The organism is Fibrobacter sp. UBA4297 (assembly GCF_002394865.1).
In the GTDB taxonomy this organism is placed as follows: Bacteria; Fibrobacterota; Fibrobacteria; order Fibrobacterales; family Fibrobacteraceae; genus Fibrobacter.
The window spans coordinates 108413-130728 of sequence record NZ_DGUZ01000009.1 but is presented as its reverse complement, the minus strand read 5'-3'; the positions used below and the strand labels follow the sequence as shown (position 1 = coordinate 130728).

Here is a 22316-nt window from a genome sequence, read left to right as displayed (position 1 = left end):
TGTCTTATCGGCACTTCGTGCCTCCAGGATGACTTTTTAAAATCCAGTAAAGGTTCGGCTAGCGCCTATTGCAAAGTTTTCACGAGGGTGTCGTGCAAGAGCCCGTTGCTAAAGATGACCTGTTCGGCGTCGACGAACTGCATGGGAGAGCCATCGATATGCGTGGACTTGCCGCCCGCTTCTTCGACGAGGAGCGCAATCGCCGCGATGTCCCACGGATAGCTCATGGTCATCACAAAGCAGTCAATGCGACCGCAAGCCGTGAAACAGCCTTCAATCACAGCAGAGCCCAAGCACTTCACGCGTTCAAACGTTTCAGCTTCACGGGCAAAATTGTGCGAATTCAGCGCATTGATTTTTGCGGCATCGCCCACGTTGAAATCGCCATTTGAAACAATCGCATGAGTCGGATTCGATTCACGGCTCACGTGAATTTGTTTACCATTCATGAACGCGCCCATGCCTTTTGCTGCAGTGTAGAGTTCACCGAGCTTGGGTAAATTAACAACAGCCACTAGCGGTTTGCCTTCAAAATGGAGCGCAATAGAAATTCCCCACAGCGGAATGCCACGGCTAAAGTTCACCGTGCCGTCGACCGGGTCGATAATCCAGCGATAGCGCGGGTCGGAGCCTTCAATTATGCCCGCTTCTTCAGTGCGAATGGAATGCGTGGGGAAAGCAGCACGTAACCCATCGACAATGAGTTTTTCGCTGGAAACATCGGCGATAGTCACAACGTCTTTGACTGATTTATAGCGCACATCGCCAAGGTTGTTCTGGAGTTCAAGACAAAGGTCGCCCGCCTTACGGGCAAGGTCCGCGACAACTCTCAAAAATTCATCTGTGTTCATTTTATTCAAACCTTTATATAAAAGGGAGATTCCCGCCTACGCGGGAATGACATGAATGTCAAGTATTTCTTTCATCTAATTCACAGGATCCTTCGACTCCGTTGCACTTCGCTCAGGATGACACAAGGTCGGTGATCTAGCCAAACCGCTCTCGCCTACTTCTTGTACGCGCAGCAGCGGAAACCAATGGTCGGCGACTTGTAGAACGAAGACGCCTGACGATAATAACGCATCTCGCCCGTGAGAAACACAGCTTCTTTGTTGGCCGGCTTGTACGTGAGTCCATTTGCAAGAGAATCCAACCAAGCATCCCCGCCCTTCTTGTACTCGGAATAAAGCGAGAAATCCTTGCCAATCACCTTGCCATTCGCATCGACGACATCATAGAACTGGAGCGTATCCTTGAAATCCTTTTGTGTCAAAATTTTGAACAAAGTTCTTGTCGTATCAGCGGCATAAGCGGTATCGACCTTGGTGCCTTCGCGGTATAGATACACGGAATCCTGCGTGTATGCCGGACGCGTATAGAACGGGAAGGCTCGGTTGGTGCAGTATGCAATAGATTCGCGATCGAGACCTTCAAAAATCTTGTAGCTAGAGCCCTTCAAAACGGCAATGGAATCTTCGGAGCGCCCCAACACCCACTCCTGGTACTGGCCAGGCAAGTCCCTCACACCCATCGGATTCATGCACCTTGCATCACGCTTACCAATGTCAGCCGCCATAGCTGCATTTCCAGTGCTCACATTGCAATAGCGGAAGAGGTAATCCGAAGACTTTGAATCATCTTCTTCAATAACGCCATACGGAAGCAAGCCACCCGAAAGACAAGTAAGCTCCCAATCGCGTTCTCGGCAAAGGGATATTTCGAACCCACTTGCAGACATCGCCTCACAGGCCGCGACCGCCTCAGAATGAAGGACATTCGTCATAAACGAACCATCGGTATCGCGATGTTCAAAGCGTTCCATGCAAAGCGAAGTCGAGTCCGACGTAGAAACAGCGACAAAGCCTTCCGGGCATTTCAATTCATCACCGAGCTTACCCAGCGAAACAAAAACTGAGTCCACCAAAGTAACCGACTTGTACCCTGAGCTATCGACCGAAAGAATGCGCAATCGCAACGTGTCTCCCGGCGCTACACGACGGATCGTGTACGAGACAAAGCTCGCCGTATCCAGGGCGTCATACACAAATTCACCATCATCGGTCCTGCGGTAGCGTGCGCTATAGAGACCTTCTTCATCGGCATCAGAGAACTTGTTCCAAGACTTATCTAGCTTATTGTAATACTCAACAACATAGCTCGACACATCCTCGTAGCAATCCCAGAAATCACAGCCGCGCGGAATATTCACCATAGAATCAACCGTAATCCCATGCTTAAACACGAGCGGGTCCACGCTACGATTCCAGAAAATGCGGACTCTATTATTGCTATCCAGCTTTGCCATTTGCGGGAAAAGCGAATCTTTTTCCGTAAAGATTTTTCTACCGATCAAAGGCGCGATAGAATCCGTAGTCATGATCCCTTTCCAGTTTTTGGGATTCGCCTCCCCCCCCTGGGAACCACTTCGATTACCTACGGCATCCCAAGACGAAAAACCTATCTTGTATTCATAGTTATCGGTATTGGACCTAGTACGGAGGCCCTCGATAATCATGCGGAAATGATTTTTTGCCGGATTAGAGGCATCATACCCTTCACCATCAAAAATAACAAGGCGAAGATGGTTCTTGTCCTTATCATTTGATTGAAGTTGCTGAACATAGAACGAATCCATACGGATAAGCTGAGCATTGCGCTTAAACAGTTTATCTCCAGTATAGTCAACACCTGCAGGCGTTTGAACAGTCACCTTGAGATTACGGATATCCTCATCAGGGCGGTCAATAGCATAAAGATCGATATTGTAACCGTAAATTTTCCCGGAACCGGTACCAAGCGTATGGAAACTCGTCTGGTCTGTGGGGCGATCCCATGAAAGAAGCACTCCATTGGACCAAACAGAATCTTCTGGCACAACAATCGACGGGGCAAAATTGTCCTTAAAATGCAAAACCAAATGCTGAACCGCTCCCGGGTCACCTCCATCCGTATATTCGCTGAACAACGCAACCACAAGAGAATCATAGCCGTCTTTGATAAACGGCGCAACCATTTTAGACACATCGATTGTGTCGTAATAACGGCCCGACTTCTTGTACTCGTGGAAATAAGTTTCCTCATTTGAGGTATCGTGAGCAAGTCGAATCTGCTTATCGCTTACCGCCTTAGAAGTGTCGTTAACAATTGTCGTATCAAACCAAAGGCACAACCCCGCATAATCATCAAGACGGTACGGATAGCGGTAACGGATTTTAAAACAGGAATTGCTATCTGAATCACCTGTTTCACAATCGTAAAGAACAGAATATTCCGAAATTTCCCTGTCGAACATGAATTCAGGGCCTTCATCATCATCGGTGCAGGCGAAGAAGAACAGAGCGACAAGAGACAAGAAATAAAGTTTTAAAAAGCGCATAGGATTCACGCTAATAATGTAGAAAAACACAAATGATAAAATTAATATTTCAACTCAAACTTTCCAATTTCATCGCGCAAAATAACGCAATCGTTCTTGATGGCGATAACTGTAACTTCCCAAATCTTCTGACCGACGCTCACGACAGCAGATTCCCCATGGAATTTGAGAATGGCAACAGGATTATTTCCTGGCAAAATGGCGTCAAGAGTAATGGGCGGATGTTCCTTAGGCGGCGGAAGTTCCTTGGGCTTTACGACCTTGATCGGAGCAGGTTTCGGTTTTGGCATAAACTGCTTTGGCAAACTAAACGGATCGCGCAAACTGTCAAGCGAAAATTCTTGCGGTTGGAGCAAAGAAAGCATGTCCTTCAAGCTTAAACTGGAACAAATATCAATTCGAATACAAATTGCCGCTGCCCCCGTTACAATGCAAGGCCATAGACAAAAAACGCTATCTCGTATATTTTCAGGGATACATGGATTCTGGCAAGCGCGCCCTTGTGGGCTTCAGCACAATCATCGGAGAATAAAGTTTGTTTTATAAAAAAAAACCGGGCGCTTTCGCGTCCGGCTTTTAAAAGCTAACCAAAGTTATTAGGCTTCTTCAGGATAGACAGAGACCTTCTGGCGCTTTGCATCGAGGCGTTCGAACTTCACAGTGCCATCAACGAGGGAGAACAAGGTAAAGTCCTTGCCCATACCGACATTGTTGCCCTTGTGGAAGTGAGAACCGCGCTGACGAACGATAATGTTGCCAGCCTTGACGGATTCGCCCGCATACTTCTTAACACCAAGATACTTGGCGTTACTGTCGCGGCCGTTACGTACTGAACCTTGACCTTTCTTATGTGCCATGGATTAAGCCTCCTTAGCCTTACGCAGAGAGTTCTTCTTGACCTTAGCCGGCTTCGGAAGTCCCTGAGCGATCTTTTCCTTGCGAGTGAGCGGCTTGTTCTGAGCCTTCTGCTTAGCAAGGGCAGCCACGCGAGCGCGGTTGCGGGTAATAACTTGAGGGTCTACGACTGCAGATTCAGCGCCAGAGCGGAGTTCCGTGACGAGCACCTCGGTATAGCCCTGACGATGACCGTTACGACGTTCGTAACGAGTACGACGCTTCTTCTTGAACACGATAATCGTGTCTTCCTTGCCATGGGCGAGAATTTCGACCTTGACAGAAGCATCATTCAGGACAGGGGTGCCGACTTGCACTTCTTTTCCGGAGAAAAGAAGGACGGACTTGAGCTCCAGTTCAGAACCAACAGCGGCGTCGATCAACGGGAGCTTGTAGGCCTTGCCGAGCTCGACTTTATACTGGAAACCACCTGCTTCAACAATAGAATACATTTTGTAATCCTTTTTAGGTTGCTATTGGGACCACAAATTTAGTAATAGTGCACAGAAAATCAAAGGGGCACAGGAGTGAAAAATGATAAAAAAATGCATTTTCGAGAAATAACTGGACACATCGACTTCATCTCAGGATGACGAGAAGGCTTGCCAGGATGACGATAGTGCGGGAAAAAGAAAGAAAAGCAGCTCGTTTAAGCCTATTCTCTCGTCTCTCGTCACTCGTCTCACATCTCTTTTTGCTAAATTGTCTTCGGAATTTTATAAAGGATCCCCTAATGAGCAAAATTATCAGCCTTGATGGCGATTGGCAGATGATCTGGGACACGGAAGACACCGGCATCTCCAATCGTTGGTATGCAACGTATCCTGAAAAAACACAGACTGTTAGCGTTCCCCACATCTGGGAAAGAGCTTTTGACAAGCTTTTGATGGCCCAGGACTGCGCATTCTATTTCAAGAGATTCACGATTGACGACGAAAAGCAGGTCACAAAGCGCATTTTCCTCCGCTTTGAAAAGATTGCAACGCACGCCACCATCTGGCTTAACGGTAAACTTTTGGGCGACCACTTTGGCGCCTACACGTCCTTTGTCATTGAAACGCAGAAGGCAATCAAGCTCGGCGAAGAAAACATCCTCTGCATCCGCGTTGCAAACATGGGTGCAACGAATAGCCGCATTGACTTCGGTCGCGAAAGCAAGGAAGGCGCAAATGATCGCTATGCCCACCCGGGAGAAATGCCGGTTGGCCTCCCCTGGTCGCAGTATCCATATGGCGGTATCTGCGGTCACGTAGACTTGATTCTCGGCAACGCCGCATTCATTTCTGACATTCACGTCGAACCGGACATGGACCAGGAACGCGTTTCTGTTGAAGCTTTCTTCAACAACCCGCGCGGTTACCAGTCCCGCCTCCGCATCCTCATGAAGAACCCGAATGGCGACGTTTACGAATTCTTCAAGGATATCAAGCTCGAAAAGGAAAACGCCACGCAGAAGTTCTTGCTTGGCATCAAGGACTGGAAGAAGGACAAGTGCGTCTGGAGTCCGGAACGTCCGAACCTGTTTGCGATTGAAATGCAGCTCGAAATCAAGGGCGCCAAGGGCAAGGCTCCGGAATACACCTTCCCTGTCGTGAAGACGTTCGGCTTCCGCAAGTTCGACTGCCTCAAGGGTGACTACTACATCAACGACTCCATCGTGAAGCTCATGGGCGTGAGCTACAACCAGCAGTGGAGCGAAGGCGGCCTCTGGACAGACCAGAACCCGGCTCTCGAAAAGGACTTAAACGCCGTGAAGGCGGCAGGTTTCAACGTCATCCGTTCTTGTGGCGCTCCGCTCAGCAGCACGGCTCTCGACATCTGCGACAAGATTGGTTTGTTCGTGTTCCAGGAATTCCCGATCCACACGATGCGTTCTACCGCACAGGGTCTCGAAATCACGAAGAAGCTCATCAACGACATGGTCAAGGACCAGCACAACCATCCGTGTATCGCCGCCTGGATTCTCGGTTCCGAAAACGGAACGTTCATGCTCCAGAACGGTAACAAGCTTTTGAACGCTATTAGCCCGATCGACACCTGCCGCCCGGCTATCAGCAACTTCAACAGTATTTACCTCGACAACGAAGCAAACTTCCACAAAGATACGGGTAAGATTATCCCGGTTTCCATCGACCGTATTTCGCAGTACGCCACGATGCGCGTGAACCCGCGTTTAAACCCGAGTGCCGCTTACACGCACTACCTCGCCCACATGTTCGACAAGGAAGATCCGGAACTCGCTGTTCCTGACACGGGTCTTGGTGACAGCCACTTCCAGGATGAAGAAGAACCGATTTTGAACGATATCGAAAACAAGGTTTTGGTGACGCTCAAGAACAATACGCTCTTCCCGAAGCGCGCAACCACCATCGCCGGTCCTCGCAGCGTCAAGAGCCAGAAGGCCATCAAAAACGAATTCAAGTCTGTGGAAACGTTCGTCGACGATAGCAAGCTCTCCATTTGGCCGAACTTCGAATCATTCAACGCCGATGTTTACCGCATTGCCCTCAAGAGCAAGTACGACCAGATTACGGCATTCCAGAGCAACCCGCAGATTTCCGGATTTTTCCTCGACCAGTGGGCCGACAACGGCACCGACTTCAGCGGCCTTAACGACGAAAACAGAAAGTCCAAGGGCATCCAGAATTTCGCTCGCGAAATCACGACTCCTAGCCGCGTGCTCATCAGCGAACTGGAACACGTCGTCACTCCGCAGAGCGAAGTCAGTTTCCAGCTCACGCTTTTGAACAACAGCCGTTTAGAAGACGTGGAAATCGAAGTTTCGCTCCTTGACGCTAAGGACAAAGTACTCAACACGCAGAAGGTCATGCCCGAAGAACCTGCCGAAAAGAAGACTCTTACGCAGCTTGGCATTTGCACATTGATGGCTCCGCGCGCAACCGGCATGTACAAGATAAAGCTCACGCTCAAGGATTGCGGCAAGGAAATCCATTCTAGCTACGAAGACTTGATCGTGATTGAACAGGCCGACGTGAAGGAAGCGATGAGCAAGGTTTGCTTCTTGGATAACTATGACGAATCGAGCGATGTGCTCGCCGCTCTCGACGGTTCCGAACAAATTATCTTCACTGCAAACTTGAGTTCTTGGCCAGATGAAATCTTGGAAAAGATTATCGAAGTCACGAAGAACGGCGGCAAGACGCTGTTGCTCTCCGATATGACGACTGAAGATATCGACCTTTTGAACCAGAGCCACAACTTTGAAAGCAAGATCGAAGCCCACTGGACCACAGGCGCAAACGAATTCAGCTTGCACTACTTGCCGAAGGATTCTCCGCTCCTCGCTGTGTTCGGCGGCAACGGCGTTCTCGACCACAACTCTGCATCGGCTATGCCGGGCATTTCGTTGAACGAGCTCGCTGGCGCTAAGGTTTATGCACGTTCAGTGACACTCAAGGATGGCGAAATCAAGACGGGTGTGGACCTGCAGCTCGTGCCGTTTGGCAAGGGACAGATCATGTTCAACCAGTTCAGCGTGATTGAAGGTTTGGAAACAAACGCCCTTTCGGATGCGCTGTTCACGGCAATCGTGAACTTGCTGTAGTTGGTTCGGCAGGCTCACCAGCCTTATTAAGGTCCAGGTCCCTGAGCTCAGCCGAAGGGCCGAAGCGTATAATTAGTAATTACAAGAGTCCCGCCCTGGTGCGGGACTTTTTCGTTGCAATCCGTCATCCTGAGGGCGACAGCCCGAAGGATCCAGTGCAGAACTTATTAAATTTCTATATTACTCAATATGACACAGAATAACATTAATTTGGAAAAATACTCTGACGAGCTCGCCAACAATGCAAAGAACGCGAGCAAGAAAATTCGTACATTGAGCGCTGAAAAGCGCGCAGCCGTGCTCGCACGTGTTGCTGAAATCCTCCGTGCAAAGAAGCCGGAAATTCTCGCCGCCAACAAGCTCGACCTCGAAGCTGCCGCCGGTAAGCTCGACGATTCCAAGATGGACCGCCTGACTTTGAACGATGCCCGCATTGAATCGATGGCCAAGGGCGCCGAAGAAATCGCTGCATTTACCGACCCGCTTGGTCGCATTCTTGAATCTCGTGAACTCAAGAACGGCATCAAGATTAGCCGTGTCGCTGTGCCGATAGGTTCTGTGTTCTTTATTTTTGAAAGTCGCCCGAACGTCACGATTGACGGTGCATGCCTTTGCTTTAAGGCGGGCAATGCCGTAATTCTCCGCGGCGGCAAGGAATCGCTAAACTCCGCAAAGTGCCTCGCCGGGATTTTCCACCAGGCGCTTGAAGAAAACGGCGTCGACAAGGACGCCGTGCAGCTCGTGACCGAAACGAGCCATGACCTCGTGGGCATGCTCTTGCAGCGCAACGATTGCCTTGACCTCGTGATTCCTCGCGGTGGCGAACGTTTGATCCGCGCAGTCGTCGAACAGAGCAAGATTCCTGTCATCAAACACTTCAACGGCATCTGCCATGTGTACGTGGACAAGTCCGCCGACATGGAAAAGGCTGTAAACATTCTCATCAACGCCAAGACGCAGCGCACGGGCGTGTGCAACGCCATGGAATGCGTGATTATCGACCGCCACATCGATGATGCAAACGTCAAGAAGCTCATTGATTGCCTCGCTGACCGCGGTGTGGAACTCTTTGGCAACAAGGATGCCCAATCGCACGACAGCCGCATCAAGGACATTGGCGACGATAGCAACTACCATCACGAATACCTTGCCCTCAAGGCTAGCGTCAAGTTCGTCGATAACGTCGAAGAAGCCTGCGACCACATCGAAAAGAACAGCAGCCGCCACACGGAAGCTGTCGTTGCGGAAGACGCAAGCGTTCAGGACTACTTTGTCGCAAACGTCGACAGCAGCAGCGTCATGGTGAACGCCAGCACGCGCTTTGCAGACGGTGGCGAATACGGTCTCGGCGCCGAAGTGGGCATTTCTACGGACAAGCTCCATGCTCGCGGCCCGATGGGCGTCGAAAGCCTCTGCAGCTACAAGTGGATTCTCCGCGGCAATGGCCAGGTGCGTGGATAATTAGACGAAAGAACGGCGCATTGCGCCTACAGACGAGAGACGAAAGATGAAGTTTGAAGACTTGATTAAAGAAGTTAAATTCGAAGTGGAATTCGGTGGCGTAAAGCTCGCACCGGCAATCGTCCAGGATGCCGACAAAGGCGACGTGCTGATGATGGCATGGATGAACGAAGAAGCCCTCCGCCGCACGCACGAATGTGGCGAGATGGTGTTCTGGAGCCGTAGCCGCAAGGAATATTGGCACAAGGGCGACACCAGCGGAAACGTGATGACGGTCGTCGAATGGGCTGCCGACTGCGATTCCGACGCGCTCCTTTTCAAGGTACGCATGCAGGGGCCGCAAGTCGCTTGCCACACGGGCGCTCGCAGCTGCTTCTTCAAAACATGCGATAAGTAAAGAGTTCGCGTAATCGACGTGAAATTCCAAAAATTATATCATTAAAATAGCCCGGCATTCGCCGGGCTAAAATTTTTCTCTTGCGTTTACCACAAATTAAAGCCTAAAGAGAGGCCAAATTCATGATGAATCGTCCCGTATGATGGCGGTTTGTAGCCACCATTACTTCCTGTACTGCTTTCTGCAGTACCAAACATAACTTTGTACTTAAAGCGCAAAATGCCGGCAAAAGACATGGCTCCAATGCGTTGAGGATTCCCTGCCGCAAAACGGAAGTCCACATTAGCCCCCATAATCCACTGTGCACCTGTAGAGAATTCGTCAAACAACGGTGTCGATAAGCCGGGCATATAAGTAACACCCAAGCCAACAAACGGTTCAACGCGTAAATAGTGAGAATCATAAGCAGTAAAGCCAAGTGTGACACCGAACGATTCATCTACAGATTCATCTATGGCATCACTACCGTAAAAACCATCAAATGAAGAATCTTCAGTATAAAATTCGCGAATCATCTTTGGCTTTACAATCATCCCAAATTGCATAAAAGCGGCAAGAGAAAAACGCTTGACACGAAATTCTACTTCAAACTGTAACGGCGTGCCCATCTCAGTTTCCGCAATATCAGAGATTTCACCGCATAAAAATCCAAGCCACGTGCCAGCATAGATTCCAAAGCCGCCAGTATAAAACTTATGTGCAATCGGATCTCTACGGAATTCGCGTTGCTTATCCATGTAGCCTTGCACAAAAGGCACAACCTGTTCTTTCAAATACTGGGCGTGAACGGTATAGGAAAAATCATCAATATACTTTTTAGCACTTTGCAAGAAACTTTCTGCGGCAGTAGTATCAGCAATTACTCTGTACATAAAGCTAACGCCATCACCATAGCTAAAAGTCCGCATGCCAATGACAAGTTCTGCATAAAGGAGTGTCGTAAACAGTTCCTTATTTTCTTGCTTAGCGTTCGAATTTTCAATAAGATTCGAAAGCGAGTCCGCAGTTGACTTTGTAAATGGGACTACATTACGGTACAAATAAAGATGCAACGGGTCCGCTTCTGGGTTAACGCGTTTTTTTACTTCCGGATGGTAAGAGGAATCCAGCACAATGCGGCGAGCATTTGCATATATTTCGATGCCCGCATCATACTCGCCCATTTCCATAAGCGACAGATATTCTTCAAAGTCCCAGAAGGGAGCACCTTCATCCAAATTCGACTTCAAATACTCAATAGCCTCTTTTGCTCGCTCATAATCCCTATCAATTAGCGATGTCTTAAGAGCATCTCGCGCACGAGAGAAAAGCTCCTTTTTGGAAGGTGTCGCAAAAGCATTTCCCAAAACAAGCAACAGAGAAATTACAAATAAAATCTTTTTCATTATAAACTACCAAAAATAAACACCCAATCCAACGGCAATAAATGCATCCAAGCCAGAACCACGAACAAGAGGTTCCCCATCACTCAAGTCCATATAGGACAATCCAACATTGCCAACAAGCGAGAACGAAACAAGCTTGGAATCCGAGAAGAACAAATATGCGGTTCCAAATTTAAAGTCAAAATTCGCACCAACCTTAATCGTAGTTCCCATTTCCTGGAACTCGTAAGATTCATCTGCCAACATTCCATAATCATCCTCTTTCGGGTAATAGAAAGCATGCTTAACATCGCCATTGAAAATATTTCCAAAGAGGCCCAAATACGGACGAATCTTGAAATAACGGCTATCATAGGCAACAAAGCCAATGGCAAAACCTAAATTCATAAGACCTTCGTGTCCCGTATTGATCATTTCAAACGAAACAGACACTCGCTTAATCTGTAGATAAAGTTCAAAATTCAACGGATAGCTTTCTGGATTTACCAGGTCTTCGCGATAATAGTCACCAAAGCCAAAACCCACGCCGGGAGTAACATAGAGATTTAAGCCAAAGCCTCCAGTATATAGTTTATTTTGAATCACAGATTCTTTATTTTCTGTGAGGGCCGAAAAATACAAGTCACTGACATCCATACGATTTAATGGAGCAAGGATACTATTTTCAACCCACTGCTTATCCGGATGATTTGGGAATTTTTCAATAAATTCTCTTGCATAATTTCTTGTGACACCTTCTTCACGCTCGTCTTTATAAGCAAACTGAAGATGCATCAAGAGCTTCAGTTCAGTTTTTTCAGCAGTAATCAAGTAAGAACGGTCAATGACTGATTCATATTCATCAACTTCGCTGGGAGTCATCTTGTGCTTATCAAGATATTCCTTTATATAAATCATAAGCCCGTCATTTTCAGCATACCTTGCATTTTCGAATCTGTTGAAATCATAAGAGGACTTATAATGTTGCACGAGCATTTTTAGCAAAGCACGGAGCATTTTCAAGTCTTTATAAATGCAAAACTTTTCAGTATCGTGAAGTGGGATTATCGAATAAGATTGCATGCCATCGAGTTGCGCGATTTTAAGCGAGACCGCAGCCGTATCCTTGACTCGGACAGCCTCAAGCAAGTCTTCGCGCGCTCTATAGATGGGCTCCATTTCAGAGCCGCTCTCATTCATCAGCGACTGTTCAAAACTACCTGACGAATCGCTAACAGCAGAAGATTCATTCTTTGCAGCGCTGTTATCATTCAGCAAAGAGCGTTCAAAATCACTCAATGCAGAATTTGCAGCAAACGCAGAAGCCGAGAGCACAAAAGAAATCGCAGTAATCAAACTTTTCATTTTGCACCCCATTCTTCAACGTTCAAATAATCCACCAATGCGACATTGCACTGTCTAGACGAAGTAAACATACCGGTCGAATAAACAAAGTTAATCGTCTGCACCTTCTTGATATAAACCATATTAGCCCCCAGAGAGCGAGCTTTTTCAATCATCAACTGAGCCGTTTTTTCTACAGAACAATCAGCAGAACCTTCCGTCTGCATCGTTCCCAAATACTTGCTGTTTTCGGGAATCACGGGAATTTCAGTGGCATCGACAATGCGCACCAAGTCATCTTGCGAAAGCGGTTGGAACTTCACAGAAGATTCGACCAAAGTATGCGGTGTGGAACCGCACGCCACCAGAATAAAAGCACTTGAAAGCAAAAGAAATAATTTCATTTTCATAATCAATCCTTCAGGCAACGAACGGCATAACCATCAGAAACAACGGCCTTACGGATACTGACGTCTGATGAACCTTTATTGAACAATACTGAGAACGCGTTGCTATTGCTATATTCCACCCTGGTCGACGTCCAGAACGGTGCAATTTCATTCGATAATGAATATCGATCCCTAATATAAGAAGCATCGGAATCGTAGTAACCCGACGGATAGACAGAAAAACTATAAGAGTCTTTTGAAAAACCATCATCCGCCTGGAGCGCAATGCCTGCGTATTGATAGCCACCAGCAGTTTCTATCAGCAAATTCCAGTCTTCCTTAGAGGGCACGTGGTATCCGCTTGGACAAACTCCATTTCGGGAAAAACCGATATCGTTCAAGTCTTCCCAAGTATAAAGGCAGCCCCTGGACCCAGACGTGATAAAGCATAAGCTATAGTAATCCTCATAACCTTCATAACCGTACTCCAGGTTTTCGGCAAACCAAGTTTGCGACCCTATTTTTACGGTCTTATAGGTTCGTCCATCTCGTGAATCAGTAACAGAGCCCCGTTCCACGAGAATTTTGGAAGCGTCCTCCGCTTTACGATCGTACTTAGGAAGTTTTCTTGCATCATCGTAAGATATATCTTTAAGATATGTCCACATTCCATCGGAGCAGACCATAACTTTTCCTGGTGAATACGAAATAAAAGCAACGGCCATGCCTTCCCTCTCTTTGGTGCAATCAGGCATATCGCCTCTACTGCATTGATAAGAAGGCGATATATTCGAAAGATAAGGCGCGGGACTGACGCCGCTATCAGTATGACAACCGATCACCAGCGAACAGATTAAGGGAATAAAATGTTGTACTTTCATAGAGTTATCTTGTACCAATTTTAGAAAAATTTAGAAAATTTCAACAAAGTCCTCAAAAGGATCGTCAATGCACATCCATTTTCGAGAACAAGTTTAACACAACAACACCTGAAACAATCAAAAGTAGCCCAATGCAAGCCCCAATATCAGGAACCTGCTTAAAAGCCACAATTCCGATTATCGTAATAAAAGCAACCCCTAGAGCGGACCAAATTGCATAAGCAACCGCAATCGGAATAGTTTTTAGGCATACGCTCAAGAAATAGAGGGCCGCCACATAGCAAAGCAGTGATGCAACCGTTGGCACAACACGCGTAAACTGTTCCGACATTTTAAGCAAAGTCGTTCCAGCTGTTTCACAGACAATTGCAAGCAAAAGTACCAAATAATACAATTTTACATCTCCTTCTACTACAAAATAATAAATTTTATACAAAAAAAGAACCCGCAATGAACGGATTCTTTTCAGACGAGAGACGAGAGAAGAAAACTATAAGAGAACGCGCGAAGCGCCGCTATAAATCATTCGTCTCTCGCCTGTAGGCCCAAAGGGCCGTTCTATCGTCTAACCTTAGCAGCCGAGCTTATTTCTAGGAAAGATTCCAAAGGGAACCATGAGGTTCCCTTTGCGTTGCCTTAGCAGCCGAGCTTTTCGAAGAGGTAAGCTTCGAGTTTGTCGATAGCGACGAGTTCTTGCTTCATGGAGTCGCGTTCGCGAACAGTCACGTAGCCAAGCTTTGCCGGATCGGATTCACCTTCGCCAACAGTATCGAAGTCGACGGTCACGCAGAACGGCGTGCCGAGTTCGTCCTGACGGCGGTAGCGCTTACCGATGGACTGCGTTTCGTCGTACTCGACGTTCCAGCGGTTGAGGAGCTTCTGATAAAGTTCTTCGGCCTTTTCCTTGACCTTGCCCTTCTTCACGAGCGGAAGCACGGCAACCTTGACCGGAGCGACCTTCGGATCGAAGTGGAGAACGGTACGTTCGTCATTTTCGAGCTTTTCCACTTCATAAGCGTTGCAGAGAAGCACGAGGAGCAAACGTTCCACACCGAGAGACGGTTCGACAACGTACGGGATGTAGCGCTTGTTCTGGACCGGGTCGATGTATTCCTGCTTGACCTTGGATTCATTCTGGTGCTGCGTGAGGTCGTAGTTCGTGCGGCTTGCGATACCCCAGAGTTCGCCCCAACCGAACGGGAATTCGTATTCGATGTCGGTGGTACCGTTGGAGTAGTGAGAAAGTTCTTCCTTGGCATGTTCGCGGAGGCGGAGCTTTTCACGTTTCACGCCGAGATCGTTCACGAGCCATTCGAAGCAGTACTTGCGCCAGAAGTTGTACCAATCGAGTTCAGTACCCGGTTCGCAGAAGTATTCGAGTTCCATCTGTTCGAATTCGCGAGTACGGAAGATGAAGTTACCCGGAGTAATTTCGTTACGGAAAGACTTACCGATCTGACCGACACCGAACGGAATGCGCGGGCGGACGTTGTCAACGATGTTGCGGAAGTCCACGAAGATACCCTGAGCGGTTTCCGGACGGAGATAGACCTTGTTGCCTTCGCCTTCAATCACGCCGATTTCAGTCTGGAACATGAGGTTGAAAGCACGCGGCTTTGTCCAATCGGTCTTGCCGCAAGTCGGGCATTCGATCTTGTTGTCCACCATCATCTGGTGAACTTCGTCAAAATTCTTGCCAGCGCAGCAACCTTCACCGAGCTTTTCTTCGAGGAGCTGGTCAGCGCGGAAACGTTCGTGGCAAGCGAGGCAGTCCACGAGCGGGTCAGAGAAGTTACCCACGTGGCCAGAAGCCTTCCAAACGCGGGGATTCAAAAGAATAGAGCTATCGAGACCAAGCACATCGTGGCGGGAAGTCACGAACTTCTTCCACCAGAGATTCTTGATGTTGCGCTTGAGTTCCACGCCATACGGACCGTAGTCCCAAGTATTGGCGAGGCCATCGTAAATTTCGGAGCCGGGGAAAATGAAGCCGCGGCGTTTGCAGAGGGAGATGATGTCCTTGAGGGCATCCTGAACTTTCTTTGCCATTATATATCCTTTATCGGCCGTGCCCATGAGGCATGTTTTGGCCGGACTAGGAACCTACCTGGATGATAGGCCCTGACGGGTGCAAAGATAGAAAAAAAGGATACAGCAGGAAAGATTCAGTTGGAAGTAGGAAGTGGTTAGTGGTTAGAAAATATGCAAAAAGACCCTACTTGCGCAGGGTCCTGTTTACTCAGGGAGTCTTATATCTATTTTCTTATCGAGCGTTTATGATTCTCTGCTGCGTACCGATGCGGAGCACATAGAACCCGCTACGAGGAACACACATCGAGAAGTTCGCCGTATTCACACGACTATTGTACATCACACGACCTTGCATATCGAGTAAATTAACTTCAGCACCGATTTTAGCACCCGCAATTTGGAGTTGGCGCCCGTTCACCAGTGCAGAGAATTTTGCAACAGGCGCATTTTTTTCTAAGCCCATGCCGGGATTAAACTTTGTCCAAATTCTAGATTTACATACAAATACAGTTTTCAATTCAGTAATATAATAAGTCATGTTTTCACGTTTTACCGTACAGCTCGGCATATCTTCTTCTGTACCCACAGCTTCGACAACAATATCCGGAATCACACTAGAGCTCGATTCAACCTTCTTCGAACTAGAAGAGGCCGCTTTTTTGCTGCTCGATGATGCGGGTTTAGCGCTGCTTGAAGAAGCCTTAACGCTGCTAGACGAAGCAGCCTTTGCGCTTGAGCTAGAAGATGCCGGTTTTGCAGAAGAACTCGATGCAGCCTTCGCACTACTTGAAGACGCAGGCTTGGCACTGCTCGAAGAAGCCTTAACGCTGCTAGACGATACAGCCTTTGCGCTAGAGCTAGAAGCCGGCTTGACAGAAGAACTAGAAGCTGGTTTCGAGCTGCTCGAAGGTTCAGACTTGACACTGCTAGAAGATACAGGAGCCACACTAGAGCTAGAGCGAGTTGCGCTAGATGACGATGGCGTCACAGATGAGCTGGAAGGAGCAACGCTTGAGCTCGATGCAACTACAGAACTGCTAGAGGACTGAACTTCGCTAGAACTTGAAAGAATTTCGCTAGAGCTAGACAGCGCAACGCTAGACGAAGAAGGCGTTTCAGAAGAACTAGAAAGCTCAACGCTAGAACTCGAGGCAAGCGTTTCACTGCTTGACGAAACTACTTCCACACTTGAGGAGGACAGATCGGCGGACTCTGCAACAAAAGTAGCGCTTATTTCGACATCAAAATTAGGCATATCAAAAGAGCAACTTCCCTCAACAGCAGTGCTACCCATACCCCACATTCCAGGATTTATAGCGGAACCAGGTTCAACAGCAACGCAAGGCACAACAGCATTGGAGTCTAGAGAACGACTCACGCTAACCGATGCCACTTTATAGCCATTAGCCGGATTCGGATTCACCGTCACCTTCACGCCGGGCTTAGTACGATCGCGATAACGGTCATTAAATGAAAGCGTTATATTTCCGTTATCCGTATTCTTTACAGTAAGATAATAACGTAAAGATTCAAACGAAGCCGAAACAAAGACATCATGTGCCGGCATTAAAAACTTTGAATCCGTTTTTTCTGCTGTAGAAACTTTTCGCTGATTGTAAGCATCACCGTATTCATCGTAAACAGTAAAGCCTACAAAGACTTTTCCTTCGGGAATGATTGGAGCTATATCAAGCCAAGATCCCATAGGCGCTTCGCTAACAACAGCTTGGTTTAGCATGACGTTAAACGATTTTTCTTCATCGTTTCCGACTTTGTTGATTTTATAATTTTGAGCATAAACGCTCATGGCGAACGCAAGCGTCGCCCCCATTCCAAGGCAGATTTTCTTCCTCATACAAATCCCTAACTTTTGTATTCTCAAATTTAGTATATGTTTTTTGATGTGCAATATATCACAATTAACGAAATATTACAAATAAGGAATTTATATGCAAAATAAACTTTGAAAAAAACTAAAAAAATGACATTTTTTATTCCTTGAAGCTTCAAGATTCCACAGATTAAGTAAACAAACCATTACAGTCTTTTACAATAGATTCATCAAAATTCCATTTTTGCAGACAAAAAATACTTTTATATTTTGATATATTTCTAGTCAGTTTCAGCAATCAGAAAATATGGAAGAACCTAAGAAAAAAGGCTCGAAGCCGGTCGAAAACAAGAAAGAACAGGAACGATGCATTCTAGTGGGCATCGCCACACCCAAAATTCGTCCGTGGCTTGCTGGCGAACAGCTTGCAGAACTTGGCCGCCTCGCCGAAACAGCGGGTGCATACGTTACACGTAGTTTTTTGCAACGCGTTCAGAATTTTAGCCCGGCAACGCTCATTGGCGAAGGCAAGGTGGGCGAAGTCAAGCGCGCTCTCGAAGAAGACAACGCCAAGATGGTCGTTTTTGACGACGACCTCTCAGGTTCTCAAGTCCGCAATCTTGAAGAACGCATGCCCGGTATCAAGGTTCTCGACCGCACAGGACTTATTCTCGATATTTTCGCAAAGCACGCCGTCACGGCAGAAAGCCGCCTGATGGTCGAAGTAGCGCAATTGCAATACATGATGCCGCGACTCACCGGTGCGTGGACGCACCTTTGCCGCCAGCACAATGGCGGCATCGGCACCAAGGGGCCGGGCGAGACGCAGCTCGAAACGGACCGCCGCATGATCCGCAAGCGCATCCAGGAACTCAAGAAAAAGCTGGAGAAAATCGAAGACGCCCGCGAGCAGCAAGCAGATAAACGAAATGATATTTTCCAAGTTGGCATTGTCGGTTACACGAACGCAGGCAAGTCTACGCTTACGAACCGCTTGACAGGTGCTGATGTGTATGTTGAAGACAAACTCTTTGCCACGCTCGACAGCACCACGCGAAAGCTATTCCTCGATGGCGAAAACATCATCCTTTCCGATACGGTCGGATTCATCCGCAAGCTCCCCCACAACTTGATTGAAACGTTCAAGAGCACGCTCGGCGTGGCCGCCCATGCGGACTGCATCTTGGAAGTCGTTGACGGAAGCGCCCCGGACTACCGCGATCATTTGGAAGTCACGCACAAGACGCTCGAAAGCATTATCGACAAGGATACGCCGCGCCTCCGCGTTTTCAACAAGGTCGAAGTCGCAAGCGAAGCGCGCCGCACAGAGCTCTTGCAGAACTATCCTGACGCCATCCAAATCAGCGCAAAAGAGAACATCGGCATGGAGCGCTTACGCGCCGCCTTCAAGGAACAGCTCGAACGCTGGCACGAAAAACGCGCCGCCGCCGAAGCAAAAGAAAAGGAAATTGCAGAAATGCCGTGGCCGGAGGTAGGGGGATGAGGTATGAGCACGGAGCTGAAGCTCCTTTGACGCTTCCAGCGTCCGCGGCTGCACTCGGTCATAGAATATGCAAGCATTTTCTGCGACACTCGTTTTGCACGCTATTGAGCACGCTTCGCTTTGAGCAAACGACCACCCCCCAAAGGGAGACGAAGTCGACCGAGCCCATACCCCATAGCCCAAAACCTAAAAACCAACGACTAATGACCATTGACTAATAACTATCAACCATGAATCGAGAAGAACTTAAAGAAAAGTATGGCAAGAAGCGCATTCCGCACGAATGGCGCAAAACGGACTGGTTCACCACCCTCGTCGTGACGTTTTTCGGCTCGGGAATGAGCCCGAAGGCCCCCGGTACCATGGGAAGCCTCACCGCAGCGATTGTCGCCTACCCCATGGCGGTCCTAGCCAGCCATCTTTTTAACGGGAAAGAAAGCCTGTCTTTACCTCTGCATATAAGCAAAACGCAAAGCGAATTTCCAATCAATTTATTTTTTCTTATCGCCGCCCTATTCGTATTCTTTGCCGCCATTCCCTTCGTGAAAAAAGCGATGAAGGATACCGGCACTGAAGACCCCGGCTGGATTGTGATTGACGAAGTCTGCGGGATTTTCATGGCACTCGCCTTCTTCCCTACCGATATAATCGTTGCCCACCCTTGGTTTTTAGCGATTGCGTTCGGACTTTTCCGATTCTTCGACATTTTAAAACCCCTCGGCATCCATAAAATGGAAAAACTCCCCGGTGCTTGGGGAGTCATGGCCGATGACTTGCTCGGCGGTGTTTATTCTGGAATCCTACTCTGGCTCAGTGCCGTCGGCATCTACGCTTTATCATTTTCCTGATATATAACTAAAACGGATTAAACGTCACACCAGCCTTGATAGCGACCGAAGACCAATCGGCCAAACCATCAGCAAAGCGTTCGTTATACTTGTGATAGAACTTGGCATCCAAAAGCAAGTCTAAATAGATTCGTCCATTGACGCGGAAACCCACGCCCAAAAGCATGCTAAATTCCATGGACGAGTCCAGTTCCCTATCACGAGCACCATCTAACTCCAAATTATCGAAAAGCGGTATGGAAATCTGAGGACCAAACTCGAACGACACAAAGCTAGACCGCGGCTTGACAGCAAAAAGAATCGGGAATGCAATCCGCCCCTGCGACAAGCCGCCATCGGTAACACGCTTGTCTTCCCCATTACCGTCTTCAATGTATAGAGGTTCTGACAAAAACAACGGAGCATATTCAAACAGCACGCCAAGCCTTACCGCCAAATTGTATTGTAGCAAAGGCCATTGAACAGACGCTCCCACCTGAAAAAAAGCACCCTCAAAAAAGACAACCCGTTCAACCTTTTCGTAACGGCTCAACTGCTTTTCGTTATTGATAACTTTAAAACCCACATTCAGTGTCATTCCGACTAAGAAATCGAACGGGACCGATTTTTTCTGAATCCGTTCCGCATTCCTGACGCTATCGCGGTGCGTCTTCGCTTGCATCCAACGTTCATAATCACTAACGCTTTCGTCTTGAGCGAAAACAAAAGCGGCAAACAACAGAACGAATCCAAAAACGCGAAACATATCACAGCCCTCGATAAACGCAATTCAACAACGAACCGTCTTTAATCTATACAAAACTTTGTACAAAAAGTGATGTTCTTATAAACATCCCGACCAAAAGCAATAAGGCCGTACAGGCGGTAAAAAGGCGATGCCGGCACCGTGGCCGGCATGACAATGGACACGAGAATAGCTTTTTTCCTAACCACCACAACTCGCTAAGGCGAACGAAACGGGAATGCTTGCAGGCCCACTTCTAAGCCACAAGAGTTGGCAGCGTAGCTGCAACCACTAATTACTCAAAAATCTTGTTGTACAAGCTCGGAGCGAACTTTTGCATGTACCCGAGCACAAAAATCACGGAAATGATAATCGGCAAGCCCCACTTGAAGTAAAGGTGCAAGATCTTTAACTTCGGAAACTTCATGCCCACACCCAAATTCGCTTCAGAAATAAACTTGAACTGCCCCCAGCCATAGCGGGAATTACAGAACAACACGAACACAAGCGAACCCAACGGCAACAACGTATTCGAAACGAGGAAGTCCTCCAAATCCAGAACGCAACTTCCCGGACCAAACGGTTCAAAGCCCGAAAGCACGTTAAAGCCGAGCGCACACGGGAGCGACAAAATCGTAATTGCGACAAAGTTCCACTTCACCGCCTTCTTGCGTTCCACATTGCGCACATCCATCCAGTAAGCGATAATGTTTTCGAACACAGCCACAAGCGTCGAAAGAGCCGCAAAAGACATGAAGAGAAAGAACGCCGCACCGCAAATACGACCCGCAGGCATCTGCGCAAACACGTTCGGGAGCGTTGCAAAAATAAGCCCCGGACCTGCATCCGGCTTGAGTCCAAACGCAAAGCACGCCGGAATAATGATAAGCCCAGCAATCAAAGCTACACCTGTATCAAGCACGCATATATGAGCCGCTTCGGTCAAAAGCGAATGTTTCTTCTTGATGTAGCTACCGAAAATGCTCATGGAGCCAATGCCAATGCTAAGCGTAAAGAACGACTGGCCAAGAGCCGCAAACACGACCTCGCCAATCCCTGCTTCCTTGAGCTTTGCAAAGTCCGGCAACAAGTAGAACTTGAGGCCTTCGCCTGCCCCCGGGAGCGTGAGCGCGCGGACCATCAAGATGAGCATAATGACAAGGAGCGCAGACATCATCGTCTTCGTGATGCGTTCCACACCGCGCTGGAGTCCAAGCGCCACAATCGAAAGCCCAGCAAAAGTCGCCACAACCATCCAGAACGAGAGCAAAGGACCATTCCCGAGCATTTTGCCAAACTCAGCACCGACTTCTGCAGGCGTCATCTTCATGAGGTCGCCCATCGTCACCATACGGTAGAAGTAATAGAGCATCCACCCTGTCACCGTCGTGTAAAACATCATCAGGAGGTAGTTACCGGCAATCATCGGGATACCCGCATAATGCCACTTTTGCCCAGGCTTTTCAAGAATGGCAAACGAACGGCCCACGCCACGCTTAGCAGAACGGCCAACAGCAAATTCCATCACGAGAATTGGGAAACCAAAAATCAAGAGGAAAAAGAGGTAAATCAGCACAAAGGCGGCACCGCCATACTGTCCCGTGATAAACGGGAAACGCCAAACGTTGCCAAGCCCGATAGCGCAACCGGCTGCAATCAAAATGAAACCTAAGCGGGATTTAAAATTCTCTCTTTCGTTCATAAATT

The 22316-nt window shown here is 48.0% G+C and carries 19 protein-coding genes; 5 read left to right on the top strand and 14 right to left on the bottom strand.

Annotated features, from left to right (window positions below; translation table 11 throughout):
• Positions 1 to 65: 65 nt before the first annotated feature.
• The 5 genes from B3A20_RS03795 to rplU form a co-directional block, all read right to left on the bottom strand.
• On the bottom strand, positions 66 to 851 hold the full coding sequence (locus B3A20_RS03795) for an inositol monophosphatase family protein (protein WP_290762036.1): 786 nt from the start codon (positions 849 to 851) through the stop codon (positions 66 to 68).
• A gap of 155 nt (positions 852 to 1006) precedes the next feature.
• Positions 1007 to 3376, bottom strand: coding sequence for a hypothetical protein (locus tag B3A20_RS03790; protein ID WP_290762033.1), 2370 nt, complete (start codon positions 3374 to 3376; stop codon positions 1007 to 1009).
• 41 nt (positions 3377 to 3417) lie between these two features.
• Positions 3418 to 3741: a hypothetical protein gene (locus B3A20_RS03785; protein ID WP_290762031.1), complete on the bottom strand. Its 324-nt coding sequence runs from the start codon at positions 3739 to 3741 to the stop codon at positions 3418 to 3420.
• 231 nt (positions 3742 to 3972) lie between these two features.
• Entirely contained in the window at positions 3973 to 4233 is a 261-nt protein-coding gene (rpmA, locus tag B3A20_RS03780; protein ID WP_088641122.1) for a 50S ribosomal protein L27, read from the bottom strand.
• A 3-nt stretch (positions 4234 to 4236) separates the two neighbouring features.
• Positions 4237 to 4722, bottom strand: a complete 486-nt coding sequence (gene rplU / locus B3A20_RS03775; RefSeq protein WP_072828036.1) for a 50S ribosomal protein L21 — start codon at positions 4720 to 4722, stop codon at positions 4237 to 4239.
• A 281-nt stretch (positions 4723 to 5003) separates the two neighbouring features.
• On the opposite strand from rplU, the gene B3A20_RS03770 reads away from it, so the two are divergent.
• The 3 genes from B3A20_RS03770 (at position 5004) to hisI (ending at position 9693) form a co-directional block, all read left to right on the top strand.
• Positions 5004 to 7835, top strand: coding sequence for a glycoside hydrolase family 2 protein (locus tag B3A20_RS03770; protein ID WP_290762025.1), 2832 nt, complete (start codon positions 5004 to 5006; stop codon positions 7833 to 7835).
• Between the two features lie 189 nt (positions 7836 to 8024).
• Positions 8025 to 9296, top strand: coding sequence for a glutamate-5-semialdehyde dehydrogenase (locus tag B3A20_RS03765; protein WP_290762022.1), 1272 nt, complete (start codon positions 8025 to 8027; stop codon positions 9294 to 9296).
• Between the two features lie 46 nt (positions 9297 to 9342).
• On the top strand, positions 9343 to 9693 hold the full coding sequence (gene hisI / locus B3A20_RS03760) for a phosphoribosyl-AMP cyclohydrolase (protein ID WP_088659320.1): 351 nt from the start codon (positions 9343 to 9345) through the stop codon (positions 9691 to 9693).
• 86 nt (positions 9694 to 9779) lie between these two features.
• Here the strand turns inward: hisI and B3A20_RS03755 are convergent, their stop codons facing one another.
• The 7 genes from B3A20_RS03755 to B3A20_RS03725 all read right to left on the bottom strand — a co-directional run bounded on the left by B3A20_RS03755 (position 9780) and on the right by B3A20_RS03725 (position 17557).
• Positions 9780 to 11078: a hypothetical protein gene (locus tag B3A20_RS03755; RefSeq protein WP_290762016.1), complete on the bottom strand. Its 1299-nt coding sequence runs from the start codon at positions 11076 to 11078 to the stop codon at positions 9780 to 9782.
• A gap of 6 nt (positions 11079 to 11084) precedes the next feature.
• A complete protein-coding gene (locus tag B3A20_RS03750; RefSeq protein WP_290762013.1) occupies positions 11085 to 12422 on the bottom strand; it encodes a hypothetical protein in 1338 nt (445 codons plus the stop codon).
• Positions 12419 to 12811, bottom strand: a complete 393-nt coding sequence (locus tag B3A20_RS03745) for a hypothetical protein (protein WP_290762011.1) — start codon at positions 12809 to 12811, stop codon at positions 12419 to 12421. Before B3A20_RS03745 ends, B3A20_RS03750 begins: the two co-directional genes overlap by 4 nt.
• Before the next feature lie 2 nt (positions 12812 to 12813).
• Positions 12814 to 13671, bottom strand: a complete 858-nt coding sequence (locus tag B3A20_RS03740) for an FISUMP domain-containing protein (RefSeq protein ID WP_290762008.1) — start codon at positions 13669 to 13671, stop codon at positions 12814 to 12816.
• A gap of 64 nt (positions 13672 to 13735) precedes the next feature.
• Positions 13736 to 14107: a DMT family transporter gene (locus tag B3A20_RS03735; protein WP_290762005.1), complete on the bottom strand. Its 372-nt coding sequence runs from the start codon at positions 14105 to 14107 to the stop codon at positions 13736 to 13738.
• Between the two features lie 200 nt (positions 14108 to 14307).
• Positions 14308 to 15720: a glycine--tRNA ligase gene (locus B3A20_RS03730; RefSeq protein ID WP_290762002.1), complete on the bottom strand. Its 1413-nt coding sequence runs from the start codon at positions 15718 to 15720 to the stop codon at positions 14308 to 14310.
• Positions 15721 to 15934: 214 nt separating this feature from the next.
• Entirely contained in the window at positions 15935 to 17557 is a 1623-nt protein-coding gene (locus B3A20_RS03725) for an InlB B-repeat-containing protein (protein WP_290761999.1), read from the bottom strand.
• A 283-nt stretch (positions 17558 to 17840) separates the two neighbouring features.
• On the opposite strand from B3A20_RS03725, the gene hflX reads away from it, so the two are divergent.
• On the top strand, positions 17841 to 19037 hold the full coding sequence (gene hflX, locus B3A20_RS03720; protein ID WP_290761996.1) for a GTPase HflX: 1197 nt from the start codon (positions 17841 to 17843) through the stop codon (positions 19035 to 19037).
• Positions 19038 to 19267: 230 nt separating this feature from the next.
• Positions 19268 to 19885 carry a phosphatidylglycerophosphatase A family protein gene (locus B3A20_RS03715; protein WP_290761993.1) on the top strand — a complete coding sequence of 206 codons (618 nt, stop codon included), beginning with the start codon at positions 19268 to 19270 and terminating at the stop codon, positions 19883 to 19885.
• A 7-nt stretch (positions 19886 to 19892) separates the two neighbouring features.
• Here B3A20_RS03715 and B3A20_RS03710 read toward each other — a convergent pair whose 3' ends face one another.
• Both B3A20_RS03710 and B3A20_RS03705 read right to left on the bottom strand, forming a co-directional pair.
• On the bottom strand, positions 19893 to 20630 hold the full coding sequence (locus B3A20_RS03710) for a hypothetical protein (RefSeq protein WP_290761990.1): 738 nt from the start codon (positions 20628 to 20630) through the stop codon (positions 19893 to 19895).
• Between the two features lie 274 nt (positions 20631 to 20904).
• Positions 20905 to 22311: a sodium-dependent transporter gene (locus tag B3A20_RS03705; RefSeq protein WP_290761986.1), complete on the bottom strand. Its 1407-nt coding sequence runs from the start codon at positions 22309 to 22311 to the stop codon at positions 20905 to 20907.
• Positions 22312 to 22316: the final 5 nt, after the last annotated feature.